Raw genomic sequence first — 25,629 nt, 5'->3', positions numbered from 1 at the left:
TGTCCGCAGGCGGGCCGAAGGTCAAGAGAGAGGCGTCAGTGACGCAGCCCTGAAACGCAAAATGCCCGCCTGGGAGGAGGCGGGCATTCGCTCTTCGACCGGACCGCGGGGAGGACGCAGGTCCAGGAGAAACTATGATCTCGGTAGGCGCGGACAGTAATCAGGCAGCGTGCGAACGGGCGACGTACTGGATTTCCGAACGGGACAGGCCGAGATCGTCCAGCTCACGGTCGGTCAGACGCGAGAGCTCACGGACGGTTTCGCGATAGCGAAGATAGGCGCGGATTTTAGCAGCAATCATGGTGACGAACATTGGTTTGGCTCCTGGGTGCCGGGTCATTTCTGGCCCGACAACGATGAATTCGTTGTGCACTGCATATAAGGGAGGCTGGCTGCTAATTGGAGGGGCAGGATATCAGTTCCGTTATGCGATTTTCGCATGGCGATTTAACCAGCCCTTTACATTTTTGCCACGCCCCGCGTCTGTTGCGTAGGAAACTATTAACCAAGCACCATCGAGTGCCTAAATTGTAGGCCGTTTCGGTTCGCTACCGAGGAGCCGATTCCGGTGTGGCGCGCAATTGGGCGATATACAGTGGTTTGCCATGCGCGCCTGACTCGAATCGGAAAAGCCCGGAACGGGCCGGTTTTCCGCGGTCGTCACGCTTTTGCGTCAAGGTTTATGTTGCGCCGCAATGTCGCGCTTGCGTCGCCGTCGCCGGGGCGCTGTGGCAAGCTGGGCTGACGCTGGAGAAGCTGCTGTTGCCGTCACAAGCGATCATGTCCTTTGGCTACTGCGAACGCGCCAGCCAGGCCTTCTGGGCAGAGCCGATGAACGCGCTCAGCAATGGCGGCTTCATCCTGGCCGCGATCGCGGGCCTTCTGCTCTATCGGCGCTCGGGTCGGCGCGACTGGCCAGCTGCCGCGCTGATTGCTCTCGTCGTCATGATCGGTATCGGCTCGTTCCTGTTCCACACCATGCCGCAACGCTGGACGCTGCTGGCCGATGTGCTTCCGATCCAGTTCTTCGCGTTCTCCTATTTCGGGTTGGCTCTCGTCCGTTTCATGGGGGCGCGGCCAGCGGTCGCGGCCGGCGGTACACTGTTCTTCCTGCTTGCGTCCTTCCTGCTCGTGTCGGGGCTCGGCGCGCTGCTGCCGCCCGGCATGCGCGGCTCCGGCGGATATGCCTCCTTCGTGCTGGCGCTGTTTGGGGTCGCGTTCGCGGTGCGGATGCGCGGTGAGGGCGATACGGCGGCACGTCTGCTCGGCCTCGCCGGTTTGGTCTTTGCGCTGTCGCTCAGCTTGCGCACGCTGGACCAGGTTCTGTGCCAGAGCGTCCCCTTCGGCACGCATTGGCTCTGGCACCTGCTGAACGCAATGGTGCTCTATCTGTTGCTGCGTGCGGCGATCGATCGGCCCTCGGCGAATTGATCCGATCCGGGCATTGCGGGATCACAGCCGGCCCGCGACGGCGAAGGCCTCCTTCTCAGCCCGGTCAAGCACCGCGTATTCGGCGGCCAGGACATCAAGCAAGGCACGGACGGATGGCAGGAGACCACGTCGCGACGGAAAAACGGCGTGGATGATGCCGGCCCGCGGCGTCCAGTGCGGCAGGACCTCGACCAACGTTCCCGCTTGCAGGTCGTCCTGGACCACCATGGTCGGGAGTTGGACGACGCCAACGCCCTCGAGCGCGGCAAGCCGCAGCGCGACCATGTCCTCCGTGACCAGCCGAGGGGTGTGGCGGATGATCGCCGTGGCGCCGCCGGGCCCGCTGAGGCGCCATTCATGCTCCTGATGCGGATCTCCCCAGGACAGGCTGGGCAATGCGCTGAGGTCGGCGGGAACAAGAGGCCGTGCGAGGTCTTTCAGCACGCGGGGCGCGGCGACCAGCCGCTGGGTGCTCTCAGCCAGAACCTTCATCACCAGCTCGCTTTCCTCCAGTGGCGGGAAACGAACCCGGATGGCGATGTCGAAGCCTTCGCGAATGACGTCGACGCGCCGATTGGTGCTTTCCAGTTGCACCTCGACCTTGGGCCAGGCGGCGAGGAAGCGGGCGACCATGCCGCCGATCTGAAAATAGAGCACGGCTGACGGGCAGGCGACGCGCACGATGCCCTGAGGTGCGGCCCGGGCCCGCTCGATCGCTTCCTGGCCTGCGTCGACCTCGACCAGCATCGCGACGCAATGGCGATAATACTCGCGGCCGATCTCGGTGACGGCGAAGCGCCGCGTCGAGCGCTGCACGAGACGCACGCCCAGTCGCTCCTCAAGCAGCGCCAGCCGGCGGCTCAGCCGCGAACGCGGCATTCCCAGCGCCCGGGCTGCCGCGGCGAAACCCTGATGGTCGACGACCTGAGCGAAGAAATAGAGATCGTTCAGGTCCTGCATCGGATGCTCCATTGTCCTGCTGATAGGACACATTGGCGAGATAATGCCGTCTACCGGCTATTTTGTCTCATTCTTATTCTCCTGGCCAACGCAACGCCTTTGCAACGCTCCCAAGGAGAAACGCAATGAGAAAGGTTCTCGGGGTCTTCAGCAGCCCGCATCCCCATTGGATCGGGGATGGCTTTCCCGTCCGCTCGATGTTCTCGCATGCCGGTCAGGGCGAGCATGTCAGCCCGTTCCTGCTGCTCGACTATGCCGGGCCGGCACAGTTCGCGCCGGCCGCTCAGCCCCGTGGTGTCGGCACGCACCCGCATCGCGGCTTCGAGACGGTGACCATCGTCTATCAGGGGGAGGTCGAGCATCGCGATTCAACCGGCAAGGGCGGTCTGATTGGCCCTGGCGACGTGCAGTGGATGACGGCCGCGTCAGGTATCCTGCATGAGGAGTTCCACTCGGAAGCCTTCACCCGCAAGGGCGGCACGCTCGAGATGGTTCAGCTCTGGGTCAACCTCCCGGCCAAGGACAAGAGCGCAGCTCCCGGCTACCAGACGCTGCTCGACAAGGAGATCCCTGCGGTCAAGCTGCCCGATGGGGCGGGTACGCTCAGGGTGATCGCGGGCAATTACCAGGGACATGTCGGGCCGGCCCATACGTTCACGCCCATGAATATCTGGGACCTGCAGCTGCTGCGTGACGGGGCAACTTCGCTCGTCCTTCCGGAAGGCCACACCCTCGGCGTCGTCGTCCTGCGCGGCAACATCCTGATCAATGGCGCGGACAAGGCGCGGGAAGCACAGTTCATCCTGTTCGACCGTCTGGGCGGCGAGGTGACCCTGGAGGCCGACAGCGATGCCGCGGTGCTGATCGTCAGCGGCGCGCCGTTCGACGAGCCGGTCGTCATGCATGGCCCCTTCGTCATGAACACGGCCGAGGAGATCCGTCAGGCGATGATCGATTTCCAGAGCGGCCGGTTCGGCGCCATCCCGCAGGCGGCGTACGGGCGCTGAGGACAGGAGGCTCCGGATGTCCGCGCCGGGGCCGTTCCTGGAGGGGCGGCGCCATCGCCGCCCCGATAGCGGAACCACAAGACCAGCAAGGATCATGACAATGACCAAGCCCTATACGCGCCTGGACAAGGACAATGCTGCGGTGTTGCTTGTCGACCATCAGGCCGGCCTGCTGTCGCTCGTTCGCGATATCGGCCCCGATCAGTTCAAGAACAATGTCCTGGCGCTCGCCGACCTCGCCAAATACTTCAAGCTGCCCACCATCCTGACGACGAGCTTCGAGGATGGGCCGAACGGACCTCTGGTTCCGGAGCTGAAGGAGATCTTCCCCTCGGCTCCCTATATCCCGCGCCCGGGCCAGATCAACGCCTGGGACAACGAGGATTTCGTCAAGGCGGTCAAGGCGACCGGACGCAAGCAACTGATCATTGCGGGCGTGGTGACCGAGGTCTGTGTGGCATTTCCGGCGCTTTCCGCGTTGGCCGAGGGCTACGAGGTCTTCGTTGTGACTGACGCCTCAGGCACCTTCAACGAGATCACCCGGCACTCGGCCTGGGATCGGATGTCGGAAGCCGGGGCGCAGCTGACGACCTGGTTCGGTGTCGCCTGCGAGCTGCATCGCGACTGGCGCAACGATGTCGAAGGCCTGGGGGCGCTCTTCTCCAACCACATCCCCGACTATCGCAATCTGATTTCCAGCTACAGCGCGGTGAAGGCGTCGAAGTGACCGGCCTCGCAACCGCATCAATCCAGATCACATGAGGATAGCCATGAGCACCTTTGCGAATATCGCGAACTTCAACGGCCAACGGCCGGTCATCGATCCCGACGATGCCGTGATGCTGCTGATCGACCATCAGAGCGGGCTGTTCCAGACCGTCGCAGACATGCCGATGACGACGCTGCGCGCCCATGCAGCCGCGTTGGCCAAGATGGCAACTCTGAGCAAGATGCCGGTGATCACGACGGCGTCGGTGCCGCAGGGGCCAAACGGTCCGCTGATACCGGAGATCCACCAGAATGCCCCGCATGCGACCTATGTTGCGCGTCGTGGCGAGATCAATGCCTGGGACAATCCGGACTTCGTCGCTGCGGTGAAAGCGACCGGGCGCAAGACGCTGATCATCGCCGGCACGATCACCAGCGTGTGCATGGCTTTCCCGAGCATCAGCGCGGTTGCCGACGGGTACAAGGTCTTCGCGGTCATCGACGCGTCCGGCACCTATTCGAAGATGGCGCAGGAGATCACGCTTGCTCGTGTCGTCCAGGCCGGCGTCGTGCCGATGGACACCGCGGCGGTAGCCTCGGAGCTCCAAAAGACCTGGAATCGCGACGACGCCCAGCAATGGGCGGAGGTCTACACGAGGATCTTCCCGCCCTATCAGCTCCTGATCGAGAGCTACACGAAGGCGCAGGAGGTTGAGAAGAAGCAGGAGCAGCTCGACTCGCAGCGCAGCTGACGTCGGCTACGCCGGGTGGTGTGCCCCTTGGCGCCCGCCCGGCAGCTTCGGCCGCTTCATTCAAGGCGGTGGCCGAGCGGTCCCTATCATCGGGCCGGATCTCGTATCCGGTCCGATGATCTAACTTTCTGTGTTTGCAGCGGCTTTCCCGAAAACCGCAAGCCCCGGCCGTTGCCTTAACCGCCGCCTCGCGCAGAAATTTCCCCCGGACCCAACCCGTGCGGCCGTTGTACCGGACTTTGCACCATCGCCCCGCCCGAGCCACCCGTTGCTGCTTCGGGCTCATTCGCTGGCATTCCGCCAGAGATGGCACGCCGGTGCAGCCAAGATTCTGCAGCCGCCGGCCGTCGGACGGAACCACCCCCGTTCTGGCGGCTGACGGCTTCGGCGCCGCGCGCAGGGCGAGGACATCATGTCCGGCAATGCCGGTGACGGCCCAGAAATCTGGGCCAGCGACTTCGGACCTCGCCGGAATGACAGGCGAGCAGATCCCGACCAGGCAGGCGAACAGGGCCGAGCGAACTTTGACGATCAAGCGGCGCCTGTCCCTAAGCATCCTGCAGCTTGAACTCTAATAAAGTCGCGATTTGTAACCCTCCGCGAGATTCGCTTCGGCTTCCGCCACTCCGATCGCCTTGGTCTGTTCAGCCACGATGCGGCCGAGCGAAGGGAAGCTGTGCCGCGGAACCTGCGTCGCGGGGTCCCAGAGCTTCGAGCGGATCAACGCCTTGCCGCAATGGAAATAGGCTTCGTCGATCTCGACCAGCATGCCGGTGACCGGGGTGCGTTCCTGGACGGTCGAGGGTTCCAGCAGGCCCTGCTCGCGTGTGACTCTGGCACGGCCGTTCACCCGCAGGGTCTCGTTGATGCCGGGCACCATGAAGATCAGGCCGATGCCGGGCGACGCGAGGATGTTGCCAAAGGTGTCGACCCGGTTGTTGCCACGCCGGTCCGGGATCAGCAATGTCCTGTCGTCTAGGACCCTGACGAAGCCGGGTGCATCGCCGCGCGGGCTGGCATCGGCACCACCTGCACCGTCACCGCTGGCGATGACAAGGAAGGGCGAGAGCGCGATAAAGTCGCGGCAGAACTGATCAAGATGCTTCAGCACCTTGCTGTCGGCGATCGGGTTGACCGGGCCGATATGCGTCCGCAGTTCAACCGCATCCTCGATCAACGCTGCCGGCTCGGTGGCTGTCGCAGTCATGAAGTCCTCTCGCCCCTTGCATGGTGCCAACCGCGTGACGGGCTAAGCGATCGATTGTTGTGCAAGCTAGCGTCAGATCTCGGATGATGCCACCGCAGGCGGCGCGCCCGGATGCATGGCGGGGGTGCTTACCCAGCGGTACAGGCGATTCTTGCTGATGATGGTTGCTCAGTCCAGGGGGCGGGGCGTCACGGGCGAGCCCCCGGAGCCGTTCTTCAAACGGGGCTCTTCACGCCCTGCCTCTGGGCGGCGTGCTCTATCCGGCCAGCCGTCACCACGCCCGGGGAGGGGGAACGCTCGGGGCGAGCCGCCTGTCCGAGGCTGAGCGCGGCCTTGATCGGCAGATGATCGGAGGCGATCTGGGCGAGAGGGCTGTCGTGAACCTCGATGAGCGAAACCAGATCATGCGGGTTGGCGATGATGCGATCGAGCGACCAGACCGGAAAGCGCGTCGGGAAACTCGCCACGGCACCGTCGAGCGGTCCAAAATCCGGATGAAGCTCCTGCAGGGACGAGTGCCTGCCGATCCGCCACTCGTTGAAATCGCCCATCACCACGACCGGGCGGCCGTCGGGAGGCTCCGAGGCTGCGAGGATGCTCCGGACCTGGCGCGTCCGCGAGCGGTGCAGCAGGCCAAGATGCACGGCAATGATCCGTACCGGACCGGCGCGCAATGTCAGGTCGACGACCAGGCCGCCGCGAGGCTCGGCACCCGGCAGCACGAGTTGCTCGACCCTGTCGACCACGCCGTCTCGGAACAGCACCAGATTGCCATGCCAGCCATGCCCGTTGCGGGTGGCCCGGAGCGGCACGGCCGTGAGCCCGCATTCACGCTCCAGCGCGTGAAGGTCGAGCAGTCCCAGGCGCTCTCCGAAGCGTTGATCGACTTCCTGCAGCGCGATCACATCCGCATCGATCTCCTTGATGACGTTCATCGTGCGCCAAGGATTGAAACGCCGGTCGCGGCCCACACATTTGTGGATGTTATAGGAGGCGACCAGCGTGTTGCCGCGGCTCGCGCGGTGATCGCCGTTGGAATAGGATTTGCGCTGTTGCCGCAAAGCCGTGGCCATCAGCGGTCCGAGGGATTTGAGCCCCCGCGGGAGCCGACGTTTCCGGAACATGAACAACGGTTTCCTGAGGCGTTAGGCGGAAGGGTGATGGGCAGAGGTTTGTTTGTAACAGAACGATTCGTAATGCAGTCTGTTCAACCTGTCCCGGGCTGTTCTCGATACTGTGTCCGGCAAGCGGTCGTTCATCTGTCGTCCAGATCTAGCAGAGGAGAGATGGATCCAACCTTCGCCGCGAGTGCCCTAGTGGCTCCTCGCTGCGACGACCCGGCCTCTCCTCGACCATGATGCACTTGCTCCTGATCATCGTTGCATTCGCTGGCCTGCTCGCCCTGGCATCGGCCATCGCAACCTATTCCTATGGCCATTTCGCCCGGCGTGCGAAGGGGCCGCCGTCCAGCGCCCTGGCCGTCGCCGATGACGAGACGCTGCTGGACAGGATCCTCTCGCAGCTCGTCGCCGGGCGCGAGAACGAAACCGGCCTCCTGCTGCTCTCTGAAAATCTCGACGCTTTTGCGGCGAGGGCGGTTGCGGCCCGCAGTGCCGGGCGCAGCCTCGACCTTATGTACTATGTCTGGAAGAACGATCTGACCGGACTGCTTCTCGCCCACGAATTGTTGGCTGCCGCCGATCGTGGCGTGCGGGTGAGGCTGCTGATCGACGACATCAACACCCGCGGGCTGGACGGTGCCTATCTCTCGCTCGATGGGCATCCCAACATCTCGGTCAGACTGTTCAATCCGAGCCGGGCTCGGCGCGGTGGCTTGCGGCGCGGCATCGAGATGGTGCTGCGCGCGGTCTCCGTGACGCGGMGGATGCACAACAAGGCCTGGATCAGCGATGGTCGGCTGGCAATCGTCGGTGGCCGCAACATCGGCAATGAATATTTCGCCGCTGCCAAATCCTCCAACTTCCAAGACCTCGACGTTCTGCTCGTCGGAGCCGCGGTGAAGCAGACGGAAGCTGTCTTCGACGCCTTCTGGAACAGCGACGTGGTGATCCCGATCGATGCCCTGGTGACCTGGCGGCAACCGAAGCTGGCGCGCTTGCGCAACGCACTCGCGAAGCTGCTCAAGAGCGCTCGCGCGCGTCCCTATATCGAGCGTGTCCGCGAGCGCATGTCGCTGACGGACACGCTCAATCTCTCCGAGAAGATCCACTGGGCACGCGAGGCCAAGATCATTTCGGATCCACCCGAGAAGGCTTTCGGCGGCAAGCGGGAGAACTGGTTGCTGGGCGCGCTCATGCCCAGCATCGCCGCCAGCCGGGATGTGCTCGAGATCACGTCTCCCTATTTCATTCCCGGCAGCGACGGGACGGCGCAGTTGAGCGGTCTGGTCGCAAGGGGGGTCGATGTCGCGATCCTGACCAACTCGCTGGCGGCGACGGATGTCGCTGCAGTCCACGGGGCCTATGCCCAGTACCGCGAGCGTCTGTTGAAAGGAGGCGTGCGTCTCTACGAGCTGCAGCGCTATGCGAGCCGGCAGCAGATCTCCGTATTCGGCTCGAGCGGCGCCAGCCTCCACACAAAGGCATTCACGGTCGATCGGAAGACCGGCTTCATCGGCTCGTTCAATTTTGACCCGCGCTCGGCCTCGCTGAACACCGAGATGGGGGTGCTGTTCGAACAACCCGCACTGGTGGCCGAGATGCGGCAGCTCTTCAGGGCTGATACGGCGCCTGAAGTCAGTTACGAGCTCTCGCTCGAGGATGGCGGCCTGCACTGGAACGGCAAGCGCGACGGCAAGCCGCGGCGTCTCGGACATGAGCCGGATGCAAGCCCGTCCCGCCGCGCGCTGGCGTTCATCGTCGGCCTCTTGCCGATCCAGTCGCAGCTATAGATCCGCCAGAGCGATTTTCTGTCGAATGGAACCCGCCCTGTTCCACGAGCAGAACTCCGAGCGGCTTGACGCACCGGAATGGCGGACGGAAGCTGGCACCGCATGAGGAGATCGCGATGTCAGCCTTGACCGCCCTGCCTGATCTGGAAACCTTGAAGGGCAGGCTCTACTCCGCTGTCCTTTCCGATGTGCTCGATCAGCTCGGCTTTCCCAACCAGGCGGTGAAGCCGTTCGTGCGGCCGCTCGACGACGCGACGATGCTCTGCGGCTTCGCCCGGACGGGGCTCTACATGAAGCGCTATCACCTTGCCGAGGGCCATAATCCCTACGCGCTCGAGATGGATCTGATCGACAGCCTGAAACCCGGCGAGATTGCCGTGCTGGCCTGCGACGGGCCGACCGACCGGATCGCGCCCTGGGGCGAGCTCCTGACCACGGCCTCGATGGTGCGCGGCGCCGCCGGCTGCCTGACCGACGGGCTGGTTCGCGACGTGCGCCGCATCCGCGAGCTCGGCTTCCCGCTCTTCCATGGCGGCATCGGCCCGCTCGACACCAGGGGGCGGGCTGAGATGATGGCGGTCGACGAGGCCGTCGAAGTCGGCGGAGCAAGGGTCGAGCCGGGCGACTTTATCTTCGGTGATGCCGATGGCGTGGTGGTCGTGCCGCAGCGCATTGCCGAGGAGGTGGTGAAGCTCGCCCTTGCCAAGATCGAGGCGGAGGACACGACGCGCGAGGAGCTTCTCGCCGGCGCGAGCTTGCGCTCGGTTTTCGAACGGCACGGTGTGCTCTAGCGGGCACCTCCGTTTCGGGTCACGCCGAGCCCGGCGCCACCCCGACATAGCGCGCTCGCGGCCGGATGAGGCGGCCAGTCTGAAATTGCTCCAGGGCATGGGCGATCCAGCCGGTGCACCGTGCCGCAGCGAAAATCTGAAAGGGGGCGTCCTGCGGCAGGCCCAGTGTGGAAGCCAGGGCCGTCAAGGCAAAGTCTATGTTCGGAACGTCGCCGGTGATCGCTTCCGTGACGCGACGAATCTCCTGGTATTCGGCGGGAAGAGCGAAGGCCGACAGCAGCCCCCGCGCCCGGGGATCCCCTTCGGGATAGAGCGGGTGCCCGAACCCCGGTACCGGCGTCCCGAGCGCCAGCCGCGATTGGACCGCGGCCTCGACACCCTCCCGCCGCGCTTCGCCGAAGAAGGCGCGAACCCGGGCCGACATGCCGCCGTGCAAGGGGCCTGACAGCGCGGACAGCCCTGCCAGGACGCAGGCAGCCAGCGAGGCCCGTGTCGAGGCGGTGACGCGGACCGCGAAGGTCGATGCGTTCAGCTCATGGTCCGCCAGCAGGACGAGGCAGGTACGAATGAAATCGGCACCCGTCGGGTCGCAACCCCAGGCGCGCGCGATGCGGTCATGAATGGGGCCTTCGCCGGGACGGCCGGCAACCGCATCGACGAGTGCGTCCAGCACCGAGGCTGCTTCGAAATACAAGGCCTTCGGGGTCCGGCTGCCGATTACCGGGTCTGCTGCGGCGCGTGCCGCGATCATCGCGAACATCCGCTGATTGCCGGTTCCCGGGCCGACGATATTGAACTGGGGCGGAAAGCGCGCGTCGCCGCAGGCCCAGAGCAGGCGGGCGATATCCTCGAGACGGGCGGCCCGGGCCAGCGCTTCGGCATCCTGGCCGCGATACCACAGCCGCCCATGCGCGATCGTCGTGATGCTCGATGCCAGCACCGGCTCGCCCCAGGCGATGGCGTCCTCGGCAATCGCCGCGTTTCGTCGCCCTCGTGACTTCCGGTATTCCAGCCGCGCGACATCGGCAGCGCGGTAGAGGCTGCGCCGCGGGGCGCCGGTATCCGCCCGTGCTTCGATCCGCCCCCGGCTCACATAGGCATAGAGCGTCTGCGGCTTCAGCTGCAGACGCGTCATCACCTCCTGCGCGGTCAACCAGTCGCTCATTGCCATATATTGATTTTATTGTTCAAGATTGATTCTAGTTCGGTCCGAACCGATCCTCAAGGCAGTTCTTCAAGGGAGTGCCTGATGTCGGATGGGTTGGAAAATGTCGTTGCAGCACAGACGGTCCTGTCGGATGTGGACGGGGCAGCTGGCCAGCTGGTCATCCGGGGGCATCGTCTCGACGACCTTGCCGGCCGCGTGACCTTCGCCGAGGCGGCGCAGTTGATGCTGACTGGCTTCTTCGACGCATTGCCGCCCGGTGATGCCTTCGAAGCTGCGCTCGGCCAGGGCAGGGTGGATGTGTTCGGCGAGGTGGCCAGTCTCGATGAGACGCTTGTCCGGCGAGCTCCGGTCGAAGCGCTTCGCGCGCTGATGGCGCGGTTGGCCGATGGCGATGATGCTGCGACCGCCTTGCGCCTCCTGGCGGCACCGGCCGTCTTCACGCCGGCGATCATACGGCTGCAGCGCGGGCTCGCACCGATCATGCCCGATGGGCGGTTGGGCCACTCGGCCGATATCCTGCGGATGATGCGCGGCGAGGCAGCCAGCCCGGCGCAGGCCGCGGCATTGGATACTTATCTCGTCACGGTTTGCGATCATGGGCTGAATGCCTCGACCTTCGCCGCCCGTGTCGTCGCGTCGACGCAGGCAGGACTGGGGTCGGCCGTGCTGGCCGGGCTGAGTGCGCTGAAGGGCCCGCTGCATGGGGGAGCGCCCGGGCCGGTGATCGACATGCTCGACCAGATCGGCGAGGTGGGCAACGCACGAGCCTGGCTGGAAGCCGCGTTGCAGCGCGGTGATCGCCTGATGGGGTTCGGTCACCGCGTCTATCGCGTGCGTGACCCACGTGCCGACGCATTGAAGCGCGCGATACGCCAGCTCGATACGGATTCCGGCCGCCTCGCTTACGCGGAGGCGGTCGAGCAGGCCGCCTTGGCTATTCTTCGTGAGCGGAAGCCGAACCGCGCATTGCAGACGAATGTCGAATTCTACACCGCCCTCCTGCTCGAAGCGCTCGCATTCCCGCCCGACAGTTTCACCTGCGTCTTCGCAATGGGACGGACGATCGGCTGGATCGCCCATGCCCAGGAGCAGGTTGCCGGCGGTCGGCTCATTCGCCCGCAGTCAACCTATGTCGGTCCGGCGCCGAGACGCGCTGCCTGATGGGCTCGCTGCCGTGAGCGTCGGCTGCCGCCATCAGCTGCATTGCTGCAGTTGCCGCGAGGCGGCGGTCACGCCGTCCAGCGAGAAGGTGTAGCTGGTCTCATTGCCGCGGGCCGAGCGCGCTGCGAGCACCATCTCGTCGCCAGCCTTCATCGCCGCGAACAGCTCGCCCTCGCGTTCGACGCGCTGGAGCCAGGCATTGCGGCCGGCGGTCAGCATGCGGAAGCGCTCCTCGCCGATCGTGACCTCGACGGTCGAATCCTTGGCGAAGTCGTACCCGGTCTGGAAACTCGACTCCGTGCGGCCAGCGCTCTCGCCGCTCTGGACGAAGAAATACACGTCGCCATGGCGAAGCTCGGCAGGTTTCTCAGCGATTGGGTTGCTGGAGATATAGCAACGTTGGCTATTACCGCTCGCATAGGACGAGGCATTCCAGTTCTTGAACTGACCGAGCGGCTTGGCCGGATTCGCCATTGCTCCGGTCGAAACCGCGAGGAATACGAAGGTCGCCGGGATCGCCAGTCTCATCATTGCTTCATCTCCTTTTGTGTTCTCAAGGGATGGAACCTGAAGCCTAACGAGGCGTAAACAAGGCGGCGGAAAGCGCGTGCGACCTTGCGGCGCAGCGGCACGCGCCCGCGGCTGCTTTCGGCATCGCCCGGCGGGGCGAAAGTCGGCGGAATGTCGCGAGATGCGTAACGTTGAGGAAGAAGCGGCGCTCCGCGAAGTTGCCGTCGCAGGCTACGGACACACTGGCGCCGGTCTACCCTGACTGTGAGACCTGACTGCGAGACGTGGCTGTGCGCCTCGGTGCGTCAGCTTCGGGCCTTACGTCCCGCGGGCCGTACGCAGAGCGGAGGGGCCGCATCCGCGCTCGATGATTGGAACGACCGGAATTCACCGGCAGGCACATGGCCGGTCGTGCAATTTCACGCGAATCAAGGCGCCAGCCGGCGTTTCCTCGACACCTATTCCGCCGCTTGTGCGGGGGCCTTGGCGGGCTTCTTCAGCGGTCGGCGCTCCAGCACCTCCTTGAGGAACCGGGCGGTATGGCTGCGGCTGACCTTGACGACATCCTCCGGCGTGCCCTGAGCCACGACCTCGCCGCCGCYATCGCCACCTTCCGGACCCATGTCGATGATCCAGTCGGAGGTCTTGATGACCTCGAGATTGTGCTCGATCACCACCACCGTATTGCCCTGCTCGACCAGCTCATGCAGCACTTCCATGAGCTTGGCGACATCGTGGAAATGCAGGCCGGTCGTCGGCTCGTCCAGGATGTAGAGCGTGCGGCCGGTGGCACGCTTCGAGAGTTCCTTCGACAGTTTCACGCGCTGGGCTTCGCCGCCGGACAGCGTGGTCGCCTGCTGGCCGACATGGACATAGCCGAGGCCGACGCGGGAGAGCGTTTCCATCTTGTCGCGGATCGAGGGCACGGCCTTGAACAGGTCCTTCGCCTCCTCGACGGTCATGTCGAGCACATCCGCGATCGAGCGCTCGCGGTATTTCACCTCGAGCGTTTCACGGTCGTAACGCTTGCCCTTGCAGACATCGCAGGTGACGTAGACGTCGGGCAGGAAATGCATCTCGATTTTGATGACGCCGTCGCCCTGGCAGGCTTCGCAGCGCCCGCCCTTGACGTTGAAGGAGAAGCGCCCCGGCTGATAGCCGCGCGCCTTCGCCTCGGGCAGGCCGGCGAACCATTCGCGCATCGGCGTGAAGGCGCCGGTATAGGTCGCGGGATTGGAGCGCGGGGTGCGGCCGATCGGCGACTGGTCGATGTCGATGACCTTGTCGAGATGCTCCATGCCCTCGATGCGATCATGCTGGGCGGGATGCTCGATCGAGCCGTTGAGCTTGCGGGCGACGGCCTTGTAGAGCGTGTCGATGACCAGCGTCGACTTGCCGCCGCCGGAGACGCCGGTGATGCAGGTGAAGAGCCCGAGCGGGATCTCGACGGAGACGTCCTTGAGGTTGTTGCCCCTGGCGCCGACGATCTTGAGCGAACGCCCCTTCTGCGGTTTGCGGCGCTTGGCCGGCACCGGCACCGAGAGCTCGCCCGTGAGGTAGCGGCCGGTCAGCGAGTTCGGGTCGGCCAGGATCTGCTCCGGCGTGCCCTTCGAGACGATCTCGCCGCCATGGATGCCGGCTCCGGGGCCGACATCGACGACGTAGTCGGCGGTCAGGATCGCGTCCTCGTCATGCTCGACGACGATCACGGTATTGCCGAGGTCGCGCAGGCGCCGCAGCGTCCCGAGCAGGCGCTCATTGTCGCGTTGGTGCAGGCCGATCGAGGGCTCGTCCAGCACATAGAGGACGCCGGTGAGGCCCGAGCCGATCTGCGAGGCGAGGCGGATACGCTGGCTCTCGCCGCCCGAGAGCGTGCCGGAGCCGCGCGCCAGCGTCAGATATTCCAGCCCGACGTCGAGCAGGAAGGTCAGGCGGTCGCGGATCTCCTTGAGGATGCGCGTCGCGATCTCGGTCTGCTTCGGCGTGAGATGGCGCGGCAGATCGGAGACCCAGGCCAGCGCATCGCGAACCGAGAGGCGGGAAATCTCGCCGATATGACTACCGGCGATCTTCACCGCCAGCGCCTCGGGCTTCAGGCGAAAACCGTTGCAGGCGGCGCAGGGCGTCTCGGACATGAAGCGGCCGATTTCCTCACGCGCCCAGTCGGACTCCGTCTCCTTCCAGCGCCGCTCCATGTTTGTGATGACGCCCTCGAAGGGCTTCTTCACCTCATAGGCGCGCAGGCCGTCATTATAGGCGAACCGCACCGGCTCGGTGCCGGTGCCGAACAGGATGGCATCGTGCGCCTGCTTCGGCAGCTCGGACCAGGGCTTGGTCATCGAGAAGCCGAAATGCTTGGCGAGCGCGTCCAGTGTCTGGCCGTAATAGGGCGAGGTCGACTTGGCCCAGGGCGCGATCGCCCCCTTCTTCAGTGAGATGGAATTGTCGGGCACGATCAGATTGGCATCGATGCGCATCTCGTGGCCGAGACCATCGCAGGTCGGGCAGGCGCCGAACGGGTTGTTGAATGAAAAGAGCCTGGGCTCGATCTCGGGGATGGTGAAGCCGGAGACGGGGCAGGCGAATTTCGAGGAGAAGGTGATGCGCCTGGCCTCGCCGCTCTCCTCCTTCTCGTCGGCATATTCGAAGACCGCGATACCCTCGGCGAGCTCCAGAGCCTGTTCCAGCGAGTCGGACAGGCGTGCGGCGAGGTCGGGGCGTATGACGATGCGGTCGACCACCACGTCGATGTCGTGCTTGAACTTCTTGTCGAGGGCGGGAGCGTCCGGGATCTCGTAGAACTGGCCGTCGATCTTGACGCGCTGGAAGCCGCGCTTCAGCCAGTCGGCCAGTTCCTTGCGGTATTCGCCCTTGCGACCGCGCACCACGGGCGCCAGCAGATAGCCGCGCGTCTTCTCCGGCAACTCCAGCAGCCGGTCGACCATCTGGCTGACCGTCTGGCTCTCGATCGGCAGGCCCGTCGCCGGCGAGTAGGGGATGCCGGCACGTGCCCAGAGCAGGCGCATGTAGTCGTGGATCTCGGTGACGGTGCCGACTGTCGAGCGCGGGTTCTTCGAGGTCGTCTTCTGCTCGATCGAGATGGCCGGCGAGAGCCCGTCGATCTGGTCGACATCGGGCTTCTGCATCATCTCGAGGAACTGGCGGGCATAGGCCGAGAGGGACTCGACATAGCGGCGCTGGCCCTCGGCGTAGATCGTGTCGAAGGCGAGCGAGGATTTGCCCGAGCCTGAAAGGCCGGTGAAGACCACGAGCTTGTCGCGCGGAATCGCCAGGTCGACATTCTTGAGATTGTGCTCGCGCGCGCCGCGCACGGAAATCACGCGTGCATTCGGATCGGCCGCGCGGTTGCGGTCGAACATGTCCTCAAGCGTGGCGGCTTGTTCAGCCAAAGAGGTCTTGCGGGCCATCGGGGCGTCCGTTCGGGTAAGGCGTAGAGATAGGGCAAATGCCCGGCCATGCCAGCCTCACGGCGGTCTGGCAGGCATGAATATCATGCAGCGGGATAGGCTGCTGTCTTTCTCCTGACAATTCGCGTCAGGAGTAGGGCGTCCGGTTTGGCGATCGGTGCCGCCGTCCGCCGAGGCTCGTCCGACCTCCGGCGGCTGCCTCGCGAATCCTGATGAAGACAGGGGACAACTCTGCAAAACGAGCTTGAACAAAGCAAGAACATTGTTGATAGTGACGTCTGCGGGCGCTAGGGTCCGGCTCCGGTCGTCGATCGGATTTGCAGATGTGCGCAGGAAATGGAGCCTCTCATGGCTGGTAGCGTCAACAAGGTCATTCTGGTCGGTAATCTCGGGCGCGACCCCGAGGTGCGCCGGCTCGGCAGCGGCGAGCCGGTCGTCAATCTGCGCATCGCCACGTCCGAGACCTGGCGCGACAAGCAGTCCGGTGAGCGCAAGGAAAAGACCGAGTGGCACTCGGTGGTGATCTTCAACGAGAATCTCGCCAAGGTCGCGGAGCAGTATCTGAAGAAGGGCTCGAAGGTTTACATCGAGGGCCAGCTCCAGACGCGCAAGTGGCAGGATCAGTCCGGCGTCGAGAAGTACACGACCGAAATCGTGCTGCAGCGCTTCCGCGGCGAACTCACCATTCTCGACAGCCGCGGGCAGGGCGGATCGGACGAGTATGGCGAGGGCGGCGGTTCGGTCGAGGACCGTTCGGGCGGCGGCGGTTCCTTCGGGCGTTCGAGCCCGATGGGCAGCGGTGGCGGCTCGCGCCAGCCGGCTATGTCCAGCGGCGGCGGCGGGCGTTCGTCGAGCACCCACCTGGACGACGATATCCCGTTCTAGGGCAAGCGAGGGCGAACCGCTTTGCGGATCGCAATCTCCTCAGGATCAGAAGGTCGCTCCCGACCGTTCGGAGCGGCCTTTTTGTTGATATCCGAAGGACGGGGCGGCTCTCCCTCCATCATTGCCAAGAGCGGCAAGCGGCATTCGATGACTTAGATCGCGAATCTCGGTGCGAGATTGCATTTATTCGCGCTCGAGCAGTCAGACCCGACCGCCGTCCAGGCGCGAAGGACCGTCTATCGGGCACCCGCAATAACGAGTGGGCTGAAGCTGCGCTGTCGCGCAAGCTGAGGAACGGACTTGAGCGCGGAGCTTCCCGACCTTCTAGAACGTCAGGCGCGTCTGACGCGCGCGCCGGGCCTAGCCGTGACTGCGCGCCGCTTAGAACATCGGACCGGATATCATATCCGGTCCGATGTTCTAAGCTTCTGTGTTTGCATCGGCTTTCCCGAAAACCGCAATCTACTTTTCGGGCCGATGCTTTAGCCGTCATAGGCCCTCTGAAGCGCGGCGATGTCGATCTTCTGCATCTGCATCATCGCCTGCATGGCCCGGCCGGCCTTCTCCTGTTCGGGACTGCTCAACAGCTTGGGCAGCACTGACGGGATGACCTGCCAGGAGATGCCGAACCTGTCCTTCAGCCAGCCGCATTGCTGGATCTGTCCACCGTCTCCGAGCCTGTCCCAGTAGTAATCGACCTCGTCCTGGGTTTCGCAGTTCACATAGAGCGAGATCGCTTCCGTGAACTTGAAGCGTGGGCCGCCATTGAGTGCCGTGAATTGCAGGCCTTCGAGCTCGAAGGATGCGGCCATAGGCGAGACGCCGCCGAGCTTCGAATTCTTGAAGATGGAGGTGTAGAATTTTGCCGCCTCCTCAGCCTGGCCATCGAACCACAGGAACGGGGTGATCTTCTGCATGGTCGTCTCCTCCTCTTGCTTGCTGAGCGCGGGGCGGTCGCCCGAATGCTGCGAGTGCAGGGCTTCCGGAACTGATCGGTGAAACGGCTCAGGTGGAATGGCTCAGGCGGCCTGCCGCCTTTCAGCGAACAGGGTGTCGAGCTTCCCGTAGCTTGCGGCGACGCCTTCCTTCATGCCGCTCCTGAGCGCGCCGTCGCGGGCCTCGCGCGAGGAATAGAGTACGGTCAGCGCGAGTTCGGTCTTGCCCGCCTGCTCCGTCAGAACCAGCGTCGCGATGGCCTCGCCCCCGGTCCAGTCCTGGTCGAACAGTTCGGTTCGGACGATACGCTCAGGGCGCGCGATCTCGCGGTAGATCCCGCCCATTCCCATCACGGTGCCGTCCGGTCCGTGCCAGACGTGGCGGAAGCTGCCGCCGACCCGAAAATCGACCTCGCAATGCTGCAGTGACCAGCCTGGAGGGCCGCTCAACCACCTCTTCAGCAGCTCAGGCCGGTTCATGGCCTCGAAGACCAGCTCGCGCGGTGCGTTGAAGAGGCGGGTCATCAGGACCTCGCGGTCGCTGGGCGTCGAGACGGACAGATCGGCGGTCGTCATCATCGTCACTCTCCTTTGGGTTTCATGCCTTTCTCGGCCTTCATCTCGTCGAGAAGGAGGTCGAGGCGCTGGAAGGTCGTCTCCCAGAACTGGCGATAGCCTTCGAGCCAGCCATTTGCGTCGGCGAGAGCTTGGGGCTCGAGCCGGCAGGGGCGACGTTGTGCGTCCCGTCCGCGCGAAATCAGTCCAGCGCGCTCCAGCATCTTGAGATGCTTGGAGATGGCCGGCTGGCTCATAGCGAAGGGCTGGGCCAGCTCGGTCACCGAAGCCTCGCCAAGGGCGAGGCGTGCCAGGATCGCCCGCCGTGTCGGATCGGCCAGGGCGGCGAAGGTGGTGTCGAGCCGGCTGGATGGCGTCATTTAATTACCAATTGGTTATATAACGTAGTTGTTATTTAACGTGGCGCAGCCGTTGTMAAGGCTGAGGGCGGGCAGCCCGGCCCTTCCGATCGATCTGTCATGCGGGGCAGGCATCTCCGCCCCGGCGTGTGAAATCCTTGTGCGCAATGGGGGAACGGGCGTATGTGCAGCGCTCATGAGCAACACTGATCCCGCCGCCTCAGCCCTGTCCGTCTGGATCGCGCTGGAAAGCCCCACCCATCACGCTCCTGGCGTGAACGGCATGATGGACCTCGTCGCCAAGGAGGTCGAAGGCCTGCCGATCGCGGTCGAGCGCCTGCCGGGGCGCGACGGCCTCGGAGACAGCGTGATCCTGAGGGCCGGGCTCGATAATGGCGAGAAGGCCATTTCGGTCATGTCACATCTCGACACGGTCCACCCGGTCGGGACGAGTGCCAAGGATTTGCCTGTCCGGATCGAGGGCGACAGGCTCTATGGTCCTGGCGTCTATGATATGAAGGGCGGTGCCTGGCTCGCCCTGCAAGCCTTCAAGGATGTGGCCAAGGCGGGCTCGGCCAAGCGGCCGATGATCTTCCTGTTCACGCCCGACGAGGAGATCGGCTCGCCGACCACCCGTTCGGTGATCGAGGATATCGGGCGGCAGTCGGCGGCGGTGCTGGTCACCGAGCCGGCGCGCGAAGGTGGCCGCATCGTCACGGCCCGCAAGGGTGTCGGCCGCTTCGACGTCAGGCTCGAGGGGCGCCCGGCCCATTCAGGCTCACGCCATGCTGACGGACGCAGCGCCATCCGCGAGGCGGCGCATCAGATCCTCGCCATCGAGGGCATGACGGACTATGCGCGCGGCATCACCACGTCGGTCGCCTTGATCGGCGGCGGCACGGCGGCGAACGTGATTCCGCAGCATGCCTGGTTCAGCGTCGATGTGCGCGTCACCACGCTTGCCGACGGTCAGATGATGGAGAACCGCATTCTTGGGCTCACGCCCCGCGATCCCGATGTGAAGATCACGGTGACGGGCGGCATGAATCGGCCGCCCTATGAGAAGTCGAGCACGGTCGCGCAGTTGTTCGAGACAGCGCGTGGCGTTGCAGCGAAGGTCGGCTTCGATCTTCAGGACTGCCCGATGACCGGTGGTGGTTCCGACGGCAATTTCACGGCGGCGCTCGGCGTGCCGACGCTGGATGGTCTCGGCATCGACGGCAATGGCGCCCATACGCTCGAGGAATACGCCCTGATCTCCTCGATCGCACCGCGTCGAGCCCTGATCAAGGGGCTGCTCGAAACGGTCTGAGCGCTCGGCTTCCCGCTTCCGCTTCTGCCCGAAATCCGCTCTGATGCTTCCCAAGGCCGCGTGACGGCTGTCCTTGGGAAGGGAAGCGGCATGAAGAACTGGATCGCAGGCGCCCTTGGCGCTGCTTGCATGGTGGTGGCGGGAATGGCAGCGGCACAGGACCTGATGGTCGAGAAGAAGGTGTTCGAGCTGCCGAGCTTCACGACGCAAGGCGGGCGCACACTCAAGAACGTCAAGGTCGGCTGGGAGAGCTACGGCACGCTCAATGCCGACAAGTCGAATGCGATCCTGATCTGCCATTTCTTCTCGGGCAATTCGCATGCCGCCGGCAAGTACGACGCAAGGGATGCCGCGCCAGGCTACTGGGATGCGATTGTCGGTCCCGGCAAGGCGATCGACACCAATAAGTACTTCGTCCTGTCCTCCGATACGCTGGTGAACCTCAACACCGGCGATCCGAAGACGACGACCACCGGCCCGGCTTCGCTCAATCCCGATACCGGGAAGCCCTACGCGCTCGATTTCCCGATCGTCACGGTCGGCGACTTCGTCAATGTCCAGAAGGCACTGGTCGAGAGCCTGGGTATCAGGAAGCTGGCGCTGGTCGCCGGCCCATCCATGGGCGCGCTCCAGACCTGGGAATGGGCAGCAAGCCATCCGGAGATGGTCGCCAAGGCGATGCCGGTCATCGGCGCGGCCGAAGCCGATGCGCAGCTCATCGCCTGGCTCGATGTCTGGGCGGCGCCGATCCTGGTCGATCCCAACTGGAACAAGGGCGACTATTACGGTGGCACCCCGCCCAATGCCGGCCTCGCCAAGGCGCTGGCAGTGGTGACGCTGCAGGCGAACCACCGTGACTGGACCAATGGCACCTTCGGGCGCAGGCCCGCCAAGGAAGGTGAGGACCCCGCCAAAGCGCTCGGAAACAGGTTCCAGGTCCAGAGCATTCTCGACAATGCCGGTGAGGCGCGCGCCAAGCTGTCAGACGCGAACCATTTCCTCTATCTCGTGAAGGCCAACCAGCTTTTTGCCGCTGGCGGAACCTCGCTCGCCAATGGCGCGTCGAAGATCAAGGCGCCGGTGCTGCTGATCACGCAGCCGAAGGATCTGGTCTTCACTGCGGATACCATCGCCAGCACGGTCGATGGCATGAAGCAGGGCGGCGTCGACATCTCCCACATCACCATCCAGGGCTCGCGTGGGCATCTCGACGGCGTCATCTCGATGAAGCAGGCCGAAGGGGCGATCCGGGCCTTCCTGGAGAAGTGAGGCGCGTCGGCGTCTCATGCTCGGTCCTGCACAGGGCATGGGCCTTTGAACGATGATGAGCGGCACATGCGCCGATGAACGGGCAAGCCTGGCCATGACTGTGATGCCCCTTTCAAGGGGGGCGGCCACGTCCTAGCCGCCTCCGACCACGGCCCGCACGCCATCGATGACGAATTGCACGGCGAGCGCGGCAAGGATCACGCCGAGCAGACGGGTCAGAACGACATTGCCGGTGACACCAAGGAGGCGCGCAATCGGCGTCGCCATGAGGAAGGTCACGAGGCATGAGGCGATCACCAGCCCGCAGATGACCGCCAGCGAGCCGAGCATGGCGAGATCGCCATTGGCGCGTCCGGCGAGCAGCATCATCGCGGTCAGCGAGCCGGGGCCTGCCATCAGGGGGATGGCGAGCGGGAAGGCGGCAACGTTGCGGATGTGGTCGAGAGTGATTGCGGTCTCGGCCGTCGCCTGCTTGCGCTCGTTGCGGCGCTCGAACACCATCTCGAACGAGATCCAGAACAGCAGCAGCCCGCCTGCGATGCGGAAGGCCGGCAGCGAGACGCCGAGCGCCTTCAGCACGATATCGCCCGCAAGTCCGAAGAAGGCCATGATGCCGAAGGCGATGATGCAGGCGCGCACCGCGACCTGCCTGCGCTCGTCGGCCGACATGCCGCGCGTCAGGGACAGGAAGATCGGTGCGAGACCCGGCGGATCGAGGGTGACCAGCAGTGTGACGAGGGCGGAGGTGAGATATTCCAGGAACATCGTGGAGCTTAGGCATGCTGCCGAGCCCGCGTCACTAGGCGTAGGAGCGAAATTTGCCGAGCGGTTTTCCGGCTCCGTCACGCGCTCGCGCCGGTCAAACATGGCGGCAATGTGGGAGGGCTCGGAAAGTGAGTCAAAAACGACTCGTAACGCGTTGACAAGGAACGGTTTTAATTTCTCTGGAGAGATTCGTCTTTTGCTGGCTTCGCGGGGCGGAATCGGATAGCCAGAAGCTTGAAAAATCGTAGAAAACGGGACCTCATCCCTTGAGCGAAGACGACAACGGCACGCGCGGCGGCCAGCCGGAAGACGCGCATTTCGGCGGCGACATCAAGCCGATCGCCATCACTGACGAGATGAAGAAGAGCTATCTCGATTACGCCATGAGCGTGATCGTCAGCCGCGCTCTTCCCGACGTCCGCGACGGCCTGAAGCCGGTGCACCGGCGCATCCTGTTCTCGATGCACGAGAACAAGAACCTGCCGGACCGGCCCTATACCAAATGCGCCCGCATCGTCGGCGATACGATGGGTAAGTACCATCCGCACGGCAACATGGCGGTCTATGACGCGCTGGTCCGCATGGCGCAGGATTTCTCGCTGCGCCTGCCCTTGATCGACGGTCAGGGCAATTTCGGCTCGATGGATGGCGATTCCGCGGCGGCCGATCGTTATACCGAGGCCAGGCTCGACAAGGCGGCGATGCCGCTGCTCGAGGATCTCGACCTCGACACCGTCGATTTCCAGCCGAACTATGACGGCAAGGAGCATGAGCCGCGGGTTCTGCCGGCGCGTTATCCGAACCTGCTCGTCAACGGCGCGGGCGGCATCGCGGTCGGCATGGCGACCAATATTCCGCCGCATAATCTCGGCGAGGTGATCGATGCCTGTATCGCGCTTATCGACGATCCCGAGCTCTCGATCGACGACCTGATCGAGATCGTACCTGGTCCGGACTTCCCGACCGGCGCCTCGATCATGGGCAAGAGCGGTATCCACTCCGCCTATCACACCGGTCGTGGCTCGATCGTGATGCGGTCCAAGACGCATATCGAGGAGCTGCGCAAGGAGCGCGAGGCGATCATCGTCACCGAGGTTCCCTACCAGGTGAACAAGGCTTCGATGGTCGAGAAGATCGCCGATCTGGTTCGCGAGAAGCGGATCGAAGGCATTTCCGATCTGCGTGACGAATCCAGCCGCGAGGGCGTGCGTGTCGTCATCGAGGTCAAGCGCGACGCCATGGCCGATGTCGTGCTGAACCAGCTCTACCGTTATACGCCGTTGCAGACTTCGTTCGGCGCCAACATGGTCGCGCTCAATGGCGGTCGGCCGGAGGTGTTGAACCTCAAGGACTTCATCTCGGCCTTTATCGAGTTCCGCGAGGAGGTCGTCTCCCGGCGCACACGCTACCTGCTCAACAAGGCGCGCGAACGCGCCCATGTGCTCTGCGGCCTTGCCACCGCCGTCGCCAATATCGACGAGGTCATCCGCCTGATCCGCACCGCGCCGACCCCGGCGGCTGCGCACGCCTCGCTGATGGATCGCAACTGGCCGGCCGAGGATATCGCGCCGCTGATCGCACTGGTCGACGATCCGCGTCATCCGCTCAACCCGGACGGCACCTATCGCCTGTCCGATGCGCAGGCCAAGGCGATCCTCGAATTGCGCCTTGCTCGCCTGACCGCCCTCGGCCGCGACGAGATCGGCGAAGAACTCGCCAAGCTCGCAACCGAGATCGCGGATTATCTCGAGATCCTGCGCTCACGCGCCCGTATCCAGTCGATCATCAAGACCGAGCTCACCGAGGTGAAGGCTGCCTTCGCCACGCCGCGTCGCACGGTGATCCAGGACTGGGGTTCGGATCTCGACGACGAGGACCTGATCGCGCGCGAGGACATGGTGGTGACCGTGTCCCATGCCGGTTACATCAAGCGCGTGCCGCTCTCGACCTATCGGGCGCAGAAGCGTGGCGGCAAGGGCCGTTCGGGCATGTCGACCAGGGACGAGGATTTCGTCACCCGGCTCTTCGTTGCCGACACCCATACGCCGATCATCTTCTTCTCCTCGCGCGGCCAGGCCTACAAGGAGAAGGTCTGGCGGTTGCCGCTGGCGGCGCCGAATGCACGCGGCAAGTTCCTCAACAACATGCTGCCGCTGGAGAAGGATGAGCGCATCACCACGGTGATGCCGTTGCCGGAGGATGAGGAGAGCTGGGAGCGGCTCGACGTGATGTTCGCGACCCGGACGGGCAATGTCCGCCGCAACAAGCTCTCGGACTTCGTGCAGGTCAATCGCAACGGCAAGATCGCGATGAAGCTCGACGAGGGAGACTCCATCGTCGACGTCCAGATCTGCTCGGAGCATGACGACGTGCTGCTGACCACGGCGGCCGGCCAGTGCATCCGCTTCGCCGTGCCCGAAGTGCGCGTTTTCAAGGGGCGCGACTCGACCGGCGTGCGCGGCATCAACCTCGCCGATGGCGACGAGGTGATCTCGCTTGCCATCCTGCATCATCTCGATGCGACGCCGGATGAGCGCGCCGCCTATCTCAAGCGCGCTGCTGCTGCCCGCAAGGCCCTGAATGGCGAAGGCGACGACACCTCCGAGCCGGTCCAGGCGAGCGAGGGCGAGGAGGCCGCCAGCGATATCGAACTCGGCCAGGAGAAATATGCCGAGATGGGTGCTGCGGAGCAGTTCATCCTGACGGTGTCCGAGAAGGGCTACGGCAAGCGCACCTCGTCCTTCGAGTACCGGGTCACCGGACGCGGGGGCAAGGGCATCGTCGCCATGGTGGTGAACGAGCGCAACGGCAAGCTGATCGCCTCCTTCCCGGCGGTCGATACGGACCAGATCATGCTCGTGACCGATGGCGGGCAGGTGATCCGCGTGCCGGTCGACAAGGGACCGGACAACCGCATCCGCATTGCCGGCCGCTCGACCCAGGGTGTCACGGTGTTCAACACCGCAGCCGGTGAGAAGGTCGTCTCGGTCGAATGCATCGGTGATGCAGGGGACGACGAGGCCGAGGACGAAGGCCCTGCGCCTGCGGACGAGCCTGCTCAGGAAGGCTGAAGCCGGCTTGTTTCAGGTTTGAAATGACCTGAAGCTTGGGCTGTGGAACAACCGAGGCATGATGTCGAACATTCTCGACGTCATGCCGCCAGGACCGCGACAAGAACAGACAGCCAGATCGCAAACACGCCCAGGGCGAAGGCCCGCCGGGCGGGTACGACCTTCTCGTCACTATCTGCTGATACGGGTGTGGTTGCGATCCAGGTGACCGAGCCCAGTGAGGCAAAGCCGGCAAAGGCCAGGGTGACGATGACGATGTCGAGCCGCCGCCATGGCACCGGCTCATGCACACCCCAGTAGCCGAGGAACGCCATCCCCATTGCAAACATGGTGGCTGAGGCGGAACAGAGCCCGACGATCGATCCCGTTGGTGCACGCATGGCGTGGTTTCCGCGCTGACTGCGATGAGGAAACACCCGGTCCGTGGACAGGTCAATTGCGAGG

At 64.4% G+C, this 25,629-nt stretch carries 23 protein-coding genes and 1 pseudogene; 11 read left to right on the top strand and 13 right to left on the bottom strand.

Annotation, left to right across the window (positions count from 1 at the left end; translation table 11 throughout):
* Positions 1–160: 160 nt before the first annotated feature.
* Positions 161–313, bottom strand: a complete 153-nt coding sequence (locus tag AC1DIO_RS06695) for a DUF1127 domain-containing protein (RefSeq protein WP_113515780.1) — start codon at positions 311–313, stop codon at positions 161–163.
* Positions 314–762: 449 nt separating this feature from the next.
* On the opposite strand from AC1DIO_RS06695, the gene AC1DIO_RS06690 reads away from it, so the two are divergent.
* Positions 763–1,431, top strand: coding sequence for a ceramidase domain-containing protein (locus AC1DIO_RS06690; protein WP_441505969.1), 669 nt, complete (start codon positions 763–765; stop codon positions 1,429–1,431).
* A 21-nt stretch (positions 1,432–1,452) separates the two neighbouring features.
* Here the strand turns inward: AC1DIO_RS06690 and AC1DIO_RS06685 are convergent, their stop codons facing one another.
* Positions 1,453–2,391 carry a LysR family transcriptional regulator gene (locus AC1DIO_RS06685; protein WP_441505968.1) on the bottom strand — a complete coding sequence of 313 codons (939 nt, stop codon included), beginning with the start codon at positions 2,389–2,391 and terminating at the stop codon, positions 1,453–1,455.
* A 125-nt stretch (positions 2,392–2,516) separates the two neighbouring features.
* Here AC1DIO_RS06685 and AC1DIO_RS06680 point away from each other — a divergent pair, with 125 nt between their 5' ends.
* From AC1DIO_RS06680 to AC1DIO_RS06670, 3 genes are all read left to right on the top strand, one after another.
* The gene (locus tag AC1DIO_RS06680) at positions 2,517–3,398 is read left to right on the top strand and encodes a pirin family protein (protein WP_441505967.1); all 882 of its coding nucleotides are present in this window, start codon (positions 2,517–2,519) and stop codon (positions 3,396–3,398) included.
* 100 nt (positions 3,399–3,498) lie between these two features.
* Positions 3,499–4,125 (top strand): isochorismate family cysteine hydrolase YcaC, encoded by a 627-nt coding sequence (ycaC, locus tag AC1DIO_RS06675; protein WP_441505966.1) that lies wholly within the window; start codon positions 3,499–3,501, stop codon positions 4,123–4,125.
* Positions 4,126–4,168: 43 nt separating this feature from the next.
* Positions 4,169–4,858, top strand: coding sequence for an isochorismatase family protein (locus AC1DIO_RS06670; RefSeq protein ID WP_441505965.1), 690 nt, complete (start codon positions 4,169–4,171; stop codon positions 4,856–4,858).
* Positions 4,859–5,063: 205 nt separating this feature from the next.
* On the opposite strand, the pseudogene AC1DIO_RS06665 reads toward AC1DIO_RS06670, so the two are convergent.
* From AC1DIO_RS06665 to AC1DIO_RS06655, 3 genes and pseudogenes are all read right to left on the bottom strand, one after another.
* A pseudogene (locus AC1DIO_RS06665) lies at positions 5,064–5,414 on the bottom strand (SH3 domain-containing protein); the annotation flags it as partial.
* 15 nt (positions 5,415–5,429) lie between these two features.
* A complete protein-coding gene (locus AC1DIO_RS06660; protein WP_441505964.1) occupies positions 5,430–6,065 on the bottom strand; it encodes a pyridoxamine 5'-phosphate oxidase family protein in 636 nt (211 codons plus the stop codon).
* A 215-nt stretch (positions 6,066–6,280) separates the two neighbouring features.
* Positions 6,281–7,138, bottom strand: a complete 858-nt coding sequence (locus AC1DIO_RS06655) for an endonuclease/exonuclease/phosphatase family protein (RefSeq protein WP_441505963.1) — start codon at positions 7,136–7,138, stop codon at positions 6,281–6,283.
* Between the two features lie 284 nt (positions 7,139–7,422).
* Between AC1DIO_RS06655 and AC1DIO_RS06650 the strand changes: the two genes are divergently transcribed.
* Both AC1DIO_RS06650 and AC1DIO_RS06645 read left to right on the top strand, forming a co-directional pair.
* A complete protein-coding gene (locus AC1DIO_RS06650; RefSeq protein ID WP_441506014.1) occupies positions 7,423–8,976 on the top strand; it encodes a phospholipase D family protein in 1,554 nt (517 codons plus the stop codon).
* Between the two features lie 116 nt (positions 8,977–9,092).
* Positions 9,093–9,767, top strand: coding sequence for an RraA family protein (locus tag AC1DIO_RS06645; protein ID WP_441505962.1), 675 nt, complete (start codon positions 9,093–9,095; stop codon positions 9,765–9,767).
* A 19-nt stretch (positions 9,768–9,786) separates the two neighbouring features.
* Here the strand turns inward: AC1DIO_RS06645 and AC1DIO_RS06640 are convergent, their stop codons facing one another.
* Positions 9,787–10,932 (bottom strand): citrate synthase family protein, encoded by a 1,146-nt coding sequence (locus tag AC1DIO_RS06640; RefSeq protein WP_476832176.1) that lies wholly within the window; start codon positions 10,930–10,932, stop codon positions 9,787–9,789.
* A gap of 84 nt (positions 10,933–11,016) precedes the next feature.
* Between AC1DIO_RS06640 and AC1DIO_RS06635 the strand changes: the two genes are divergently transcribed.
* The gene (locus tag AC1DIO_RS06635) at positions 11,017–12,096 is read left to right on the top strand and encodes a citrate synthase/methylcitrate synthase (protein ID WP_476769770.1); all 1,080 of its coding nucleotides are present in this window, start codon (positions 11,017–11,019) and stop codon (positions 12,094–12,096) included.
* Between the two features lie 33 nt (positions 12,097–12,129).
* Here the strand turns inward: AC1DIO_RS06635 and AC1DIO_RS06630 are convergent, their stop codons facing one another.
* Positions 12,130–12,627 carry an invasion associated locus B family protein gene (locus AC1DIO_RS06630; RefSeq protein WP_441489723.1) on the bottom strand — a complete coding sequence of 166 codons (498 nt, stop codon included), beginning with the start codon at positions 12,625–12,627 and terminating at the stop codon, positions 12,130–12,132.
* Between the two features lie 437 nt (positions 12,628–13,064).
* Positions 13,065–15,986 (bottom strand): excinuclease ABC subunit UvrA, encoded by a 2,922-nt coding sequence (uvrA, locus tag AC1DIO_RS06625; protein WP_476853280.1) that lies wholly within the window; start codon positions 15,984–15,986, stop codon positions 13,065–13,067.
* A gap of 396 nt (positions 15,987–16,382) precedes the next feature.
* Here uvrA and AC1DIO_RS06620 point away from each other — a divergent pair, with 396 nt between their 5' ends.
* Positions 16,383–16,919 carry a single-stranded DNA-binding protein gene (locus AC1DIO_RS06620; RefSeq protein ID WP_441505960.1) on the top strand — a complete coding sequence of 179 codons (537 nt, stop codon included), beginning with the start codon at positions 16,383–16,385 and terminating at the stop codon, positions 16,917–16,919.
* Between the two features lie 482 nt (positions 16,920–17,401).
* On the opposite strand, the gene AC1DIO_RS06615 is transcribed toward AC1DIO_RS06620, so the two are convergent.
* From AC1DIO_RS06615 to AC1DIO_RS06605, 3 genes are all read right to left on the bottom strand, one after another.
* Positions 17,402–17,836, bottom strand: a complete 435-nt coding sequence (locus tag AC1DIO_RS06615; protein ID WP_441505959.1) for a VOC family protein — start codon at positions 17,834–17,836, stop codon at positions 17,402–17,404.
* A 102-nt stretch (positions 17,837–17,938) separates the two neighbouring features.
* Positions 17,939–18,433, bottom strand: coding sequence for an SRPBCC family protein (locus tag AC1DIO_RS06610; protein ID WP_441505958.1), 495 nt, complete (start codon positions 18,431–18,433; stop codon positions 17,939–17,941).
* 2 nt (positions 18,434–18,435) lie between these two features.
* On the bottom strand, positions 18,436–18,789 hold the full coding sequence (locus AC1DIO_RS06605) for an ArsR/SmtB family transcription factor (protein ID WP_441505957.1): 354 nt from the start codon (positions 18,787–18,789) through the stop codon (positions 18,436–18,438).
* Between the two features lie 175 nt (positions 18,790–18,964).
* Between AC1DIO_RS06605 and AC1DIO_RS06600 the strand changes: the two genes are divergently transcribed.
* Both AC1DIO_RS06600 and AC1DIO_RS06595 read left to right on the top strand, forming a co-directional pair.
* On the top strand, positions 18,965–20,080 hold the full coding sequence (locus tag AC1DIO_RS06600; RefSeq protein ID WP_441505956.1) for a M20 family metallopeptidase: 1,116 nt from the start codon (positions 18,965–18,967) through the stop codon (positions 20,078–20,080).
* Positions 20,081–20,170: 90 nt separating this feature from the next.
* The gene (locus tag AC1DIO_RS06595) at positions 20,171–21,349 is read left to right on the top strand and encodes an E22 family MetX-like putative esterase (RefSeq protein ID WP_441505955.1); all 1,179 of its coding nucleotides are present in this window, start codon (positions 20,171–20,173) and stop codon (positions 21,347–21,349) included.
* Between the two features lie 132 nt (positions 21,350–21,481).
* Here the strand turns inward: AC1DIO_RS06595 and AC1DIO_RS06590 are convergent, their stop codons facing one another.
* Complete coding sequence (locus AC1DIO_RS06590) at positions 21,482–22,114, bottom strand: MarC family protein (protein ID WP_441505954.1); 633 nt, start codon at positions 22,112–22,114, stop codon at positions 21,482–21,484.
* Positions 22,115–22,470: 356 nt separating this feature from the next.
* Here AC1DIO_RS06590 and gyrA point away from each other — a divergent pair, with 356 nt between their 5' ends.
* Positions 22,471–25,185 carry a DNA gyrase subunit A gene (gene gyrA, locus AC1DIO_RS06585; RefSeq protein WP_441506012.1) on the top strand — a complete coding sequence of 905 codons (2,715 nt, stop codon included), beginning with the start codon at positions 22,471–22,473 and terminating at the stop codon, positions 25,183–25,185.
* Positions 25,186–25,265: 80 nt separating this feature from the next.
* On the opposite strand, the gene AC1DIO_RS06580 is transcribed toward gyrA, so the two are convergent.
* Positions 25,266–25,565 carry a hypothetical protein gene (locus AC1DIO_RS06580; protein WP_441505953.1) on the bottom strand — a complete coding sequence of 100 codons (300 nt, stop codon included), beginning with the start codon at positions 25,563–25,565 and terminating at the stop codon, positions 25,266–25,268.
* Positions 25,566–25,629 lie beyond the last annotated feature (64 nt).

This window comes from Allobosea sp. 05T439 (assembly GCF_056396005.1).
Note: the sequence above shows the minus strand (reverse complement) of the source record. Positions and strands in the feature narration are given on the sequence as shown.

Excerpts from the sequence above, each read along its gene's own strand:
- AC1DIO_RS06695 (WP_113515780.1), bottom strand. The coding sequence starts at position 313 with ATGTTCGTCACCATGATTGCTGCTAAAATCCGCGCCTATCTTCGCTAT.
- AC1DIO_RS06685 (WP_441505968.1), bottom strand. The coding sequence starts at position 2,391 with ATGCAGGACCTGAACGATCTCTATTTCTTCGCTCAGGTCGTCGACCAT.
- AC1DIO_RS06680 (WP_441505967.1), top strand. The coding sequence starts at position 2,517 with ATGAGAAAGGTTCTCGGGGTCTTCAGCAGCCCGCATCCCCATTGGATC.
- ycaC (WP_441505966.1), top strand. The coding sequence starts at position 3,499 with ATGACCAAGCCCTATACGCGCCTGGACAAGGACAATGCTGCGGTGTTG.
- AC1DIO_RS06670 (WP_441505965.1), top strand. The coding sequence starts at position 4,169 with ATGAGCACCTTTGCGAATATCGCGAACTTCAACGGCCAACGGCCGGTC.
- AC1DIO_RS06660 (WP_441505964.1), bottom strand. The coding sequence starts at position 6,065 with ATGACTGCGACAGCCACCGAGCCGGCAGCGTTGATCGAGGATGCGGTT.
- AC1DIO_RS06655 (WP_441505963.1), bottom strand. The coding sequence starts at position 7,138 with ATGGCCACGGCTTTGCGGCAACAGCGCAAATCCTATTCCAACGGCGAT.
- AC1DIO_RS06645 (WP_441505962.1), top strand. The coding sequence starts at position 9,093 with ATGTCAGCCTTGACCGCCCTGCCTGATCTGGAAACCTTGAAGGGCAGG.
- AC1DIO_RS06640 (WP_476832176.1), bottom strand. The coding sequence starts at position 10,932 with ATGAGCGACTGGTTGACCGCGCAGGAGGTGATGACGCGTCTGCAGCTG.
- AC1DIO_RS06635 (WP_476769770.1), top strand. The coding sequence starts at position 11,017 with ATGTCGGATGGGTTGGAAAATGTCGTTGCAGCACAGACGGTCCTGTCG.
- AC1DIO_RS06630 (WP_441489723.1), bottom strand. The coding sequence starts at position 12,627 with ATGATGAGACTGGCGATCCCGGCGACCTTCGTATTCCTCGCGGTTTCG.
- AC1DIO_RS06620 (WP_441505960.1), top strand. The coding sequence starts at position 16,383 with ATGGCTGGTAGCGTCAACAAGGTCATTCTGGTCGGTAATCTCGGGCGC.
- AC1DIO_RS06615 (WP_441505959.1), bottom strand. The coding sequence starts at position 17,836 with ATGCAGAAGATCACCCCGTTCCTGTGGTTCGATGGCCAGGCTGAGGAG.
- AC1DIO_RS06610 (WP_441505958.1), bottom strand. The coding sequence starts at position 18,433 with ATGATGACGACCGCCGATCTGTCCGTCTCGACGCCCAGCGACCGCGAG.
- AC1DIO_RS06605 (WP_441505957.1), bottom strand. The coding sequence starts at position 18,789 with ATGACGCCATCCAGCCGGCTCGACACCACCTTCGCCGCCCTGGCCGAT.
- AC1DIO_RS06600 (WP_441505956.1), top strand. The coding sequence starts at position 18,965 with ATGAGCAACACTGATCCCGCCGCCTCAGCCCTGTCCGTCTGGATCGCG.
- AC1DIO_RS06595 (WP_441505955.1), top strand. The coding sequence starts at position 20,171 with ATGAAGAACTGGATCGCAGGCGCCCTTGGCGCTGCTTGCATGGTGGTG.
- AC1DIO_RS06590 (WP_441505954.1), bottom strand. The coding sequence starts at position 22,114 with ATGTTCCTGGAATATCTCACCTCCGCCCTCGTCACACTGCTGGTCACC.
- gyrA (WP_441506012.1), top strand. The coding sequence starts at position 22,471 with ATGAAGAAGAGCTATCTCGATTACGCCATGAGCGTGATCGTCAGCCGC.
- AC1DIO_RS06580 (WP_441505953.1), bottom strand. The coding sequence starts at position 25,565 with ATGCGTGCACCAACGGGATCGATCGTCGGGCTCTGTTCCGCCTCAGCC.